Annotated in this window: 5 protein-coding genes and 3 rRNA genes; 3 read left to right on the top strand and 5 right to left on the bottom strand. The window is 57.7% G+C overall.

The window, feature by feature from the left end:
- Positions 1–179 precede the first annotated feature (179 nt).
- Both IAU67_RS00640 and IAU67_RS00635 read right to left on the bottom strand, forming a co-directional pair.
- Positions 180–1,073, bottom strand: coding sequence for a universal stress protein (locus IAU67_RS00640; RefSeq protein ID WP_151842689.1), 894 nt, complete (start codon positions 1,071–1,073; stop codon positions 180–182).
- A 140-nt stretch (positions 1,074–1,213) separates the two neighbouring features.
- Positions 1,214–1,378: a hypothetical protein gene (locus IAU67_RS00635; protein ID WP_187767928.1), complete on the bottom strand. Its 165-nt coding sequence runs from the start codon at positions 1,376–1,378 to the stop codon at positions 1,214–1,216.
- Between the two features lie 74 nt (positions 1,379–1,452).
- On the opposite strand from IAU67_RS00635, the gene IAU67_RS00630 reads away from it, so the two are divergent.
- Positions 1,453–2,445 (top strand): pseudouridine synthase, encoded by a 993-nt coding sequence (locus tag IAU67_RS00630; RefSeq protein ID WP_225723548.1) that lies wholly within the window; start codon positions 1,453–1,455, stop codon positions 2,443–2,445.
- Positions 2,446–2,871: 426 nt separating this feature from the next.
- Here IAU67_RS00630 and rrf read toward each other — a convergent pair.
- The 3 genes from rrf to IAU67_RS00615 all read right to left on the bottom strand — a co-directional run bounded on the left by rrf (position 2,872) and on the right by IAU67_RS00615 (position 8,065).
- Positions 2,872–2,988, bottom strand: a 5S ribosomal RNA gene (gene rrf, locus IAU67_RS00625).
- Positions 2,989–3,105: 117 nt separating this feature from the next.
- Positions 3,106–6,187 (bottom strand): 23S ribosomal RNA (locus IAU67_RS00620).
- 352 nt (positions 6,188–6,539) lie between these two features.
- A 16S ribosomal RNA gene (locus IAU67_RS00615) occupies positions 6,540–8,065 on the bottom strand.
- The 16S, 23S and 5S rRNA genes sit together here, the layout of an rRNA operon.
- Before the next feature lie 922 nt (positions 8,066–8,987).
- Between IAU67_RS00615 and IAU67_RS00610 the strand changes: the two genes are divergently transcribed.
- Entirely contained in the window at positions 8,988–10,490 is a 1,503-nt protein-coding gene (locus tag IAU67_RS00610) for an NYN domain-containing protein (protein WP_151842719.1), read from the top strand.
- A 91-nt stretch (positions 10,491–10,581) separates the two neighbouring features.
- Positions 10,582–12,693 (top strand): galactan 5-O-arabinofuranosyltransferase, encoded by a 2,112-nt coding sequence (locus IAU67_RS00605; protein ID WP_151842720.1) that lies wholly within the window; start codon positions 10,582–10,584, stop codon positions 12,691–12,693.
- Positions 12,694–12,729 lie beyond the last annotated feature (36 nt).

The following is a 12,729-nucleotide window of genomic DNA, read 5'->3' as shown; positions in this document are numbered from 1 at the left end:
AGGGTAGTTGCCTCCTTCGCACTGCCTATCTACGAAAACTAAGGTGGTCGAGGAACCTCCGGCTCCTCGGCGAGTGAACTAGACCGACCGGTGCGTCTATTTCTCCACAGGCCATTGTAACAGCTCAAAAATACCCAGCCTCCACTTTCACAAGCAAAGGCTGGGTGACGTAGAGCACGCTACTTCTGCGGACGCACCACCATCATGGGGCATGGAGAGTACTGCAGCAGCGCACGGGACGTGGATCCCAACAGCATGCCGCGGAAGCCTCCGCGACCGTGGGAGCCAGTGATCAGCAGCTGCGCATCCGTCGCAGCTTCCTTCAGGGCGTGGATCGGGCGCTCGCGCTCCACGATCTCTTCCACTTCCACATTCGGGTACTGCTTCAGCAGGCCTTCCAGCTCCTCGGACAGCATGTCCTGATGCTGCTTGATCACGCTATCCAGCTTGCTCTGAGACTCAACCACACCCACATAGCTGGTGTGCACCTGGGTCTCTTGCCAGGAGTGGATCGCCCTCAACGTGGTCTTTCGGGCGTCGGCCTCCTTGAAGGCAATCGCCAGCGCCTGGCGGGACACGTCGGATCCATCCACGCCCACCACGACAGGCCCGTACTTGTTGGCCTCGGTGAGTTCGTTGTCCTTGCGGACCACCACGACGGGGCAGGATGCGTGAGAGACCACCGCGGCGGACACGGATCCCATGACCAGGCCGGACAGTCCACCCAGGCCGCGGGATCCCATGACGATCATCTCAGCGGTCTCGGAGAGATTCAGCAAGAAGTCGATGGGGGCCGCTTCTCGCACTTCGGTGGAGTACTGAATGTCGGTGGAGACGGACTTCACAACCTCGATCGCGTCGTCCAGTTTGGCGTTGGCTTCGTTCTCCAGCTCTGTGTAGAGCTCTGGCGGCGGAACCATGCCGTCTGCGTACATGAATTGCGGCATGGTGTAGGCGGACACCAACTTCAGTGGCTCGCCGCGCTTCCACGCACAATTTGCAGCCCACGCGACGGCGGACGTGCTAGCCTCCGAACCGTCTACTGCGACGACGATGTCTTTTACGTCTGCCATGATGCTCCCTTTCGTTGCTGAACCATTGGGCACTTCCATTATCGCGCGAAGTGCTACCCAATGCCACCCGCCGGGCGCGGGACTACCTCACAATGAGGCGTTTTAAGGCGCGAGCCTACTCTGCGCAGTGAGGCCGCTGCCTACTCAGCTGGAGGGGTAGGGATCGGCAGCGGGATGTCGTGGGCAGCTTCAGCGTTGGCTGGGAAGAGGAATTCGTAGACTCCGCGCAGCAGCTGCCAGATGATGGCTCCGATGTCGGTGGTGAAGAAGTGGGAGATAGACTCGATAAGTGCGTTGATATCCATGGGAGGAATGTAGCACAGTGCCGCAGGCTTTACCAATTATTAGGGGTCTAAACCCAACTCGGGCGCAAGTGCCTGTGACCTGGACTGATTCGGTGCGTGCGGCGGACTTTGTGTGGCACCTGGTCTCCTCCCAGCGCCATCGCCACCCCGAGGATGACGAGGCCGCCGTGGCTGAGCGCTTTGCCCACGGCGCCGTAGTCACGGACAAGGGAGTGCCGCTGGGCGCCGATGACCTGTTGCAGCCGGGCACGTGGATTAATTTTTACCGACGCCCAGCTCCCGAACGACCAGTCCCCGGCGACCTGACGGTCCTTCATCAGGACAGCAACATTGTGGTCGTGGATAAGCCGCCGTTTCTGGCGACGCTGCCGCGCGGCCAGCACATCACAGAGACCGCGGTGACGAAGGCGCGCGTGGCGCTGAATAATCCGGAGTTATCTCCGTCGCATCGATTGGACAGGCTCACGAGCGGGGTGTTGATGTTCACGGCGTCGAGAGCTGTGCGTGGTGCGTATCAGACGATGTTTGATCGCAGGATCCCCCAGAAGACGTATGAGGCGCTCACGCCACTCGTGGGTGAGGCGCCGTACGAGCCGTTACCGGGGTTTGCCGACTGGACGCAGTGGGAGCCTCCTTCCGAGGACAACCCGTGGCGTCTAGAGCACTGCATGATCAAGATACAGGGGCGTCTGTCCACGTTCGTGACGGATGGACCTCCCAACGCCGTCACGTTGGTGACGGCGTTGGGAGAGGAGGAGCGCGTTGTGGGGCGGCAACCGGACGGTTCGCCGTTGTGTCGCAAGGTCCTGGTGTGGACATTGAAGCCGTTGACGGGCAAAACTCACCAGTTGCGTGTCGCGCTGCGCTCCTTGGGCTTGCCGCTAATTAATGACCCGCTGTATTCAGAGGTAACGGATAAGGCCCTCACTACGCCCGCCGGCGAACTCCCGCGACCGGTCTTTGCCGAGGATGAAGACTTCAACCATCCCCTAGGACTGGTCGCAAAGGTCTTGGAGTTCGACGACCCTCTCACCGGCGAGCCGAGAAGGTTCACATCACTGAGGTGAGGAAGCCTTCAGCCCAGAGAAGTCTCAATGACGAACACGAAATTATGGCTAATGCCCTTGAGCAATTAACTGAAAGGGCATCTTAACACTCGCGATCAGAGGTAAGAGTTCGTAGACACCCATCTAGCGGCGAACTTACAAAAGAAAAAGGCGGCACAACCATAGGACTTTGTTGCAGTTCTTGAGCATTTCCCGAGGACAAAATCTCGAAAGAGCGAATTAATCCTATGGTTGTGCCAGGGACCCACACAACGCGCTGAGAGCAAACACAGATTATCTCGTTGGTAACGAGGGGACCGTGCTCCTTCGCTCGGGGTAGTGGGCATAGCAAAAAAGAGGTAGTGGGCATAGCGAAAAGGAGGGTGGACGACAACAATCACATTCCTGTGACTGTTGTCGTCCACCCTCCCTCTATGTAATTTTTGTAGCCGGCGGTGACCTACTCTCCCACACCCTCCCAGGTGCAGTACCATCGGCGCTGACGGGCTTAGCTTCCGGGTTCGGAAAGGGACCGGGCGTGACCCCATCGCTAAAACCACCGACAAACCAAACAAAGGAAAACACACACCACCCACCAGGGGGTGTGCCGTGTCATCCCAGACACTGCATAACAGACGCGAGCAGCAACTCAAACATTTTTGTAAACACCCTGCAAAACAGGTTGTGTTTTTTTCGGTGTATTAGTACCGGTCACCTCCACACCTCACAGCGCTTCCAGATCCGGCCTATCAACCCCATAATCTATAGGGAACCTCAAAAGAAACCTCATCTCGAAACAGGCTTCCCGCTTAGATGCTTTCAGCGGTTATCCCTTCCATACGTAGCCAACCAGCCATGCCACGGGCGTGACAACTGGCCCACCAGAGGTATGTCCGTCCCGGTCCTCTCGTACTAGGGACAGCCTTTCTCAAGTTTCAACGCGCACGGCGGATAGAGACCGAACTGTCTCACGACGTTCTAAACCCAGCTCGCGTGCCGCTTTAATGGGCGAACAGCCCAACCCTTGGGACCTACTCCAGCCCCAGGATGCGACGAGCCGACATCGAGGTGCCAAACCATCCCGTCGATATGGACTCTTGGGGAAGATCAGCCTGTTATCCCCGGGGTACCTTTTATCCGTTGAGCGACACCGCTTCCACAAGCCGGTGCCGGATCACTAGTCCCTACTTTCGTACCTGCTCGACCTGTCAGTCTCACAGTCAAGCTCCCTTGTGCACTTACACTCAACACCTGATTGCCAACCAGGCTGAGGGAACCTTTGGGCGCCTCCGTTACTCTTTGGGAGGCAACCGCCCCAGTTAAACTACCCACCAGGCACTGTCCCTAACCCAGATCATGGGCCGAGGTTGAGATGCTCAATACGATCAGAGTGGTATTTCAACAACGACTCCACCACCACTGGCGTGATAGCTTCACAGTCTCCCACCTATCCTACACAAACCGAACCAAACACCAATACCAAGCTATAGTGAAGGTCCCGGGGTCTTTTCGTCCTGCCGCGCGTAACGAGCATCTTTACTCGTACTGCAATTTCGCCGGGCCTGTGGTTGAGACAGCAGAGAAGTCGTTACGCCATTCGTGCAGGTCGGAACTTACCCGACAAGGAATTTCGCTACCTTAGGATGGTTATAGTTACCACCGCCGTTTACTGGGGCTTAAATTCTCCGCTTCGACCACACAAGGTGATCTAACAGGTCCTCTTAACCTTCCAGCACCGGGCAGGCGTCAGTCCGTATACATCGACTTACCGTCTTCGCACGGACCTGTGTTTTTAGTAAACAGTCGCTTCCCTCTATTCTCTGCGACCACCACCAGCTCAACCAGTCTGTCACCAGCAGTGGCCCCCCTTCTCCCGAAGTTACGGGGGCATTTTGCCGAGTTCCTTAACCACAGTTCACCCGATCGCCTTAGTATTCTCTACCTGACCACCTGTGTCGGTTATGGGTACGGGCCGTCCATGCACTCGCTAGAGGCTTTTCTCGGCAGCATAGGATCACCAACATCCCCACAACGGGTACGCATCACGCCTCACCCTTCAAATGTGCGCCGGATTTACCAAACACACGGGCCACACGCTTACACCACAATCCAATAAGTGGCTTGGCTACCTTCCTGCGTCACCCCATCACTTGGCTACTACCACATCAGGTCCCACGCATCCCCACACACAAACACCCAAAAGATGCTCGTGTGGGTTCAGGGCGGTTAGTATCAATGATTCACCACTGGGCGCGCACACACGGGTACGGGAATATCAACCCGTTATCCATCGACTACGCCTGTCGGCCTCGCCTTAGGTCCCGACTCACCCTGGGAAGATTAGCTTGACCCAGGAACCCTTAGTCATTCGGCGGATGAGTTTTCCACTCATCATTCGCTACTCATGCCTGCATTCTCACTCGCATAGCCTCCAGCACTGGGTCACCCCGCACCTTCAACGGCCACACGACGCTCCCCTACCAACCCCAACAAACAATTGGAGTTCCGCGGCTTCGGCGGTGTACTTGAGCCCCACTACATTGTCGGCGCAGAACCACTCGACCAGTGAGCTATTACGCACTCTTTCAAGGATGGCTGCTTCTAAGCCAACCTCCTGGCTGTCTTCGCGATCCCACATCCTTTTCCACTTAGTACACTCTTAGGGGCCTTAGCCGGCGATCTGGGCTGTTTCCCTCTCGACTACGAAGCTTATCCCCCGCAGTCTCACTGCCGCGCTCTGACTTACCGGCATTCGGAGTTTGGCTGATGTCGCTAAGATGTTGGTCCCGCTAAACCATCCAGTAGCTCTACCTCCGGCAAGAAACACACGACGCTGCACCTAAATGCATTTCGGGGAGAACCAGCTATCACGGAGTTTGATTGGCCTTTCACCCCTACCCACAACTCATCCCCTCAGTTTTCAACCTAAGTGGGTTCGCGCCTCCACAGCGTCTTACCGCTGCTTCACACTGGCCATGGGTAGATCACCCCGCTTCGGGTCCAGGACATGCCACTAAACACACTCGTTAGTATTCGCTTTCGCTACGACTACCCCACAGTCCGGGTTAACCTCGCGACATGCCGCTGACTCGCAGGCTCATTCTTCAAAAGGCACGCCATCACCCCACAAGGAGGCTCTGACGGATTGTAAGCACACGGTTTCAGGTACTATTTCACTCCCCTCCCGGGGTACTTTTCACCATTCCCTCACGGTACTACTCCGCTATCGGTCACGATACAAGTATTCAGGCTTACCGGGTGGTCCCGGCAGATTCACAGCAGATTCCACGAGCCCGCTGCTACTCGGGGACACTCATCAACACAACACACACATGCTTTCACGTACCGGACTCTCACCGTCTACGGCAGGCCATTCCAAACCACTTCCGCTAACACACACGCATCATGCACGGCATGGCAGCACCGCACAACAAGGCCCCACAACCCCACACACGCAACCCCTGCCAGGTATCACACGCATATGGTTTAGCCAACATCCACGTTCGTTCGCCACTACTAGCAGAATCATTAATTTATTTTCTCTTCCTACGGGTACTGAGATGTTTCACTTCCCCGCGTTCCCTCCATACCAACTATGAATTCATCGGCAGGTGACCGCACACAACTACGGCCGGGTTTCCCCATTCGGACACCCTCGGATCAACGCTCTATTGGCAACTCCCCGAGGCCTATCGTGGCCTTACACGTCCTTCATCGGCTTATCGTGCCAAGGCATCCACCGTGTGCCCTTAACAAAAACACAACACAGAATGCTTACAAAAAACACTAAAACAACCACGCAAACCACACACACGAACCCGAAAAACCGGGCACGCGGTGAGTACTCACGTCAATTGCAAAAAAGAAGATACTCGCGTCCACTATACAGTTCTCAAACAACACGAAACACACAAACACCAACCACCTACAGTGGTCACCGTCCACATGCTCCCCATGTACAGGAATAACACACGTCATTCCAGACACCCAACAGTAGCAACAAACCAAGCACCAATCCACTTCCACACCCACACCCTCTTCGGTGCGAGTCAGACATGATCACCATCCATGCGATCTACCCAGATTCAAACAAACAAAAATAAATAACTCCTTAGAAAGGAGGTGATCCAGCCGCACCTTCCGGTACGGCTACCTTGTTACGACTTCGTCCCAATCGCCGATCCCACCTTCGACAGCTCCCTAACGAGTTTAGGCCACTGGCTTCGGGTGTTACCAACTTTCATGACGTGACGGGCGGTGTGTACAAGGCCCGGGAACGTATTCACCGCAGCATTGCTGATCTGCGATTACTAGCGACTCCGACTTCATGGGGTCGAGTTGCAGACCCCAATCCGAACTGAGACCGGCTTTAAGGGATTAGCTCCACCTCACGGTATCGCAACCCACTGTACCGACCATTGTAGCACGTGTGAAGCCCTGGACATAAGGGGCATGATGATTTGACGTCATCCCCACCTTCCTCCGAGTTAACCCCGGCAGTCTCTCGCGAGTCCCCACCATAACGTGCTGGCAACACAAGACAAGGGTTGCGCTCGTTGCGGGACTTAACCCAACATCTCACGACACGAGCTGACGACAACCATGCACCACCTGTATACAAGCCACAAAGGGAAAACACATCTCTGTGCCGATCCTGCATATGTCAAGCCCAGGTAAGGTTCTTCGCGTTGCATCGAATTAATCCACATGCTCCGCCGCTTGTGCGGGCCCCCGTCAATTCCTTTGAGTTTTAGCCTTGCGGCCGTACTCCCCAGGCGGGGCGCTTAATGCGTTAGCTACGGCACGGAAATCGTAGAAAGATCCCCACACCTAGCGCCCACCGTTTACGGCATGGACTACCAGGGTATCTAATCCTGTTCGCTACCCATGCTTTCGCTCCTCAGCGTCAGTTACTGCCCAGAGACCTGCCTTCGCCATCGGTGTTCCTCCTGATATCTGCGCATTTCACCGCTACACCAGGAATTCCAGTCTCCCCTACAGCACTCTAGTTATGCCCGTATCACCTGCAGACCCGGAGTTAAGCCCCGGGCTTTCACAGACGACGCGACAAACCACCTACGAGCTCTTTACGCCCAGTAATTCCGGACAACGCTCGCACCCTACGTATTACCGCGGCTGCTGGCACGTAGTTAGCCGGTGCTTCTTATCCAGGTACCGTCACCCAAAAGGCTTCTTCCCTAGCGAAAGAGGTTTACAACCCGAAGGCCGTCATCCCTCACGCGGCGTCGCTGCATCAGGCTTGCGCCCATTGTGCAATATTCCCCACTGCTGCCTCCCGTAGGAGTCTGGGCCGTGTCTCAGTCCCAATGTGGCCGTACACCCTCTCAGGCCGGCTACCCGTCGTCGCCTTGGTAGGCCATTACCCCACCAACAAGCTGATAGGCCGCGAGCTCATCCTGCACCGAAAAAACTTTCCACCACCGACACTAAACGATGGTCCTATCCGGTATTAGACCCAGTTTCCCAGGCTTATCCCAGAGTGCAGGGCAGATCACCCACGTGTTACTCACCCGTTCGCCACTCGAGTACCCCTTGCAAGCAAGAGGCCTTTCCGTTCGACTTGCATGTGTTAAGCACGCCGCCAGCGTTCGTCCTGAGCCAGGATCAAACTCTCCATAAAAGCAAATCAGCACTACAAGAGAGCCAAAAACTAGCTACAAAAAAATAAAACTACTGACAAAAGAATCAAAAAATCATTCAAAAACCTGTCACTGCCATCACCAGCCCCGACGGGAAGAAGGGACCTCCAACAACAACAAGCCACAGTCAGACAACAACAACACACACAAACCTGCATGCGCCATCATCGATTACTATTCCCGTGTCACATGCGCGCTACCGCACACTGGCACACAAACAGCCCCACAACAACACAAAAGCATCATCATGAGAATGAACACCCACCCAGCAACACGACGCCAGGCCACCACAACATGCAAAAAGGGGCATTCACCAACCATGTCCTCACACCAACACACCACACGGTGCATCAGTACTGTGGAAACAAATTAAACTTGGTTCATCACACTATTGAGTTCTCAAACAACCTGCGCACACACAACCACACCCAACAACATTGAATGCAAATCATGAAGCAAAACCAGAAACAAACACGTTCCGGTACAGATCATCAGGGCCGTTTTCCTGCCCCTCCCCTAACAACAACCCCACACAATCACTCTGTGTGGCCTGTCTGGGAGCCGGTGTCGGTCGCTCTGACTTGAACTAATCTACACACAACCCACACACAACACAAATCCCCAGCTCACAGCCCCAAAAACACAACACACAAACACCCCAAAAACAGCACTAAAAACACAACCAACGGAGCAACCAACAGACGGCGCAGGCATTAGTCGACACAGGCATCTCACGTGGGTTGACACAAGGCGGAGCAGTCACTGGGCCGCGCGAGGGGCCCGGCTGCTCCCTAGTCAGCCTCGTTCTGCGCCTCTCGATACCACCCGGCCACGATTTAAGGCACACTGGGAGGACAGGGAAGAATTTTTTAAGAACTAACCCGAACGACAAAAGGACTAGCAATGTTGGAACGCACTCAGATTTACGTCGATACCTCCTATCTCCTTGCGAGCTTTTATAACTCCTGGAATATAGGGGCCCGCTCCCAGTTAGAGATCGACTTACCGGAGGTAGTCTGCACCCTCAAGAGAATGGCCACTGAGCACCTCAAACAGCCCGTCCACCGACAGCTATGGTACGACGGCGTCCCCGAGGCCGGGCCCCATCGTTATCAACGCTCGCTGCGCGCCGAATCCGGCGTTCAGTTTCGACCAGGCCAGCTGATCGAGTGGGGAGATCGCCGCACCCAAAAGGCAGTGGACACCCGCCTGGTTGCCGACATGGTGATGCACTCGATGCGCGGCACCACCAGCGACATGATCCTGTTGTCTGGCGACGCCGACATGCTTCCCGGTGTGGAGGAAGCCACGAACAATGGCGTGCGCGTGCACCTCTACGGATTCGGCTGGGACTCCATGTCCAGCGCGCTGCGATTCGCCTGTGACTCCGTCACCATCCTTGATCCTCGCGAGGACTTCCGGGACACGATGCGCCTGGAGATTATCGACGAGCCGGTCATTCCGGAGGGAGCCGACGAGGCCGAAGCGCTGATCGCGGACAACTTCGCCGATCAAGACACGACTGATGGCGACGACAGCACCGCTGAGTCTTCAACTTCGTCGTCGCCTTCCTCTACTGCCTTCTCGGCACCGCGCACCGCTACCACCGAGAATCCCGACGACAGCCTGTTCGACGGGCAGACTCCTCCCCCTGTGATCGAAAAGCCGTTGGGCGACGCGGAGAAGCCGGAGGAGCCGGGACCAAGCCCGATCCCTATGCCCACGCATTACGGTGCGGATACCAGCCGCACGGCACCGGTGCGTGCCGATGCGGCCTCGCAGGCTTCAGCGCAGCAGGGTTCGACGCAGGAGAGTGCAACGGAGCAGCAGGCTGCAACGCAAGAGAGCGCAGCGGAGCCGAGCAGCACTGCGGAGCAGGAGAGCACTGCGGAGCAGAATAACGCAGCGCAGCAGGCCACCCAGCAGGAATCCCCAGGTCGGGAGGAAGCCGCGAGGGACGAGAGGCCGGCGTCGGATAATAATTCGGGGAGCACTGGGACGTCGCCGAGCCCGGCAGACATGGCGTCGAAGAAGGTGGAGCCAAGTGGAAAGAGCTCCGGCAGCACCCGGCCGAACCCTGGCATGATGGCGCGACACCGCAAGCTCCGCAGCCGCTACGTACCCCTGCCCAGCGAAGTCTGGGCCGCGGCGGGCAGCCAAAACGCGTTCGACATCGGCGAACAATATGCCGTCTGGTGGTGGGAACATGGCGCCGAGGAACACCAAATCGACGACGCCCACCTGCTCACCGGAGGCGGACTACCTCCTGAAATCGATCGCCCACTGTTGCAATTCGCGTGCGAAACGCTGCACGAATACACGCTGTCGGAGAACCAGCGCGTGGGGCTGCGCGATGGTTTCCACTCCGGCATCCGCAATATTTTGATTAAGAATCCACTGGACTAACCGCGGGAAGGCTGCCGAAAGCCGGCGGCAGGACTGCGGCGAGGCTGTGAGAACAATGGCGATGTAGGGGCAGTGTGTCACAATATGTGGCATGACTGATGTGGATGTGCGTGACCGCACTGCTTCCTGCGACGTGCCTGAAGAAACTCATGCTCACGCGGACTACGCCGTGGACCCCCTGAGCCTGAAGCAGACCTTCCTGCGCCTCATCGCTGTGGGCATCACCGCAGCTGTGGTGACTCTCATGGCCTGGGCCGTGCTGCGCTCCATTTCCTGGCCGGCCTACAACAGCAGCTGGGTGCTGCGCGCCCTGGCCACCGCGGGGTCCATGATCGTCACGGTTGCGACGGCTTGGATTTGTTATCGCTGGATTCAGACGGGGGCTCGGCGTCGGTCGGGAGATGCCCAAGCGGAAGCGACGGACGGGCAGGGAACGGCGAAGGCCCAACGCTCGCGGGCTCTGGCCTTCATCCTCCAGTACTTGGGCTACCTCGCGCCCGCCGGGCTAGTCATCACATCCACGGCCATTCCCCTGGCGGCCACGCATCTCTACCTAGACGGCATCAGCGTGGACAACGAGTTCCGCACGCAATACCTGACCCGCATGGCCGATAGCTTGAGCCACGCGGACATGGCCTACGTGGACATCCCGAGCTTCTACCCAGGGCTGTGGTTCTTCGGCGGCGGAGCCCTGGCGCATCTGGTGGGCATGTCCGGCTGGGCAGTATTCCAACCGTGGGCACTGGCCACCATCGCCATGGCAGGCTCCATGGTTGCCGTGGTGTGGCACCGGATTCTGGGATCCTTCGTGGTGGCCGTCGCTACCGCCCTGGCCAGCACGGCCGTGGTGCTGGTGGTCGCGCCTGAGGAGCCGTACGCCGCCGTGGTGGCACTGGGCATGGCGCCGGGGCTGATCCTCGCCCGGCGCGCGGTCACGGGCGGGAATGCGGCACTCATTGCAACGATTGCCTACCTGGGCCTATCAGCAAACCTCTACACGCTGTTCACCGCCATTTCTGCGCTGGCTGTGGTGATCATTGCCCTGGGCGCTGCCTGGAGCCGCAAGGCGTTCGCCCCGATTGTTCGGCTGGTGATCATCGGTGTGAGCTCCCTGGCCATCGCAGCCGTGGGATGGGGACCGTACATCCTGCGCCTGCTGAGCGACCCGCACGACCCCGCGGGCACCGCACAGCACTACCTCCCCGAAGCGGGCACAGAACTGCCCACCCCCTTCTTCGACGATCCCACGATCGCTATCGCCAGCCTGATCGGTCTGTTCTGGCTGGTCTGGCGTTACCGCGACGAGGATACGCGCGCCATCACCATCGGCTTGGCCACATGCTTCCTGTGGGTGGTCATGTCCATGCTGATGCCACTGGCGGGATCCACGCTTCTAGGCTTCCGCGTGGGCGGCCCCATCGCGGTGTTGCTGACCGTAGCGGGCGTTCTGGGTGTGGCACAGTTCCGGCTGAACGGGCTGAAGAAGTTCTATCCAGAGTTGGGGAATCTGCGTGAATCGACGCTGGCTACCCGTCTGATGGTGATCGTCTTGGCGCTGGCCTGCGTGAGCTACACCTCCCTCATTCCTGAGAAAAATGAGGAGAAGATTGATCTGGCGTACACGGACTCGGATGGCAACGGCAACCGCGGGGACAAGTTCCCTGCCGACGCAACCACCTACTACCAGTACATTGACCGCGTGCTCCACGACGCGCTTGGCCAGCGTGCGGGCTCGGTAGTTCTGACGGATGAGTCCAACTTCTTGGCCTACTACCCCTACAACAGCTTCCAGGCCTTCACGGCCCACTACGCGAACCCGCTGGGACAGTACTCCAAGCGCGCCCAGGACATTGAGGAGTGGACCACGATCAGCGATCCTCAGGAGCTGCAGGACGCGATGGCCACGGCCGAGAGGGAGCACGGCTTCAAGCAACCGGATGCCTTAGTGCTGCGGGGCCAGCTGGAACTCAAGGAGAGCGCGAAGCAGCTGGCGGAGCTCAAACCAGAGGAGGGGCAATTCCCCACCACCACGGGAGTGGGCAAGGACGGCTTCAGCTACAAGATTGCCGATGACATCTACCCGAACAACCCGAACGTGCGCTTCCGGACGGTGACCTTTAAGCCGCAGGCGTTCACTGAGGGCTGGGACCTCACGCAGGTTGGTCCGTTCGTACTGGCGGTCCGTCAGGCGGCGAAAACCTAAACACAATTTTCACAGGAGTTCACTCATGACACGCCG

This window comes from Corynebacterium zhongnanshanii (genome assembly GCF_014490575.1).
GTDB classification, from domain to species: domain Bacteria; phylum Actinomycetota; class Actinomycetes; order Mycobacteriales; family Mycobacteriaceae; genus Corynebacterium; species Corynebacterium zhongnanshanii.
The sequence above is the reverse complement of the archived record's forward strand: the minus strand, read 5'-3'. Positions and strand labels throughout refer to the sequence as shown.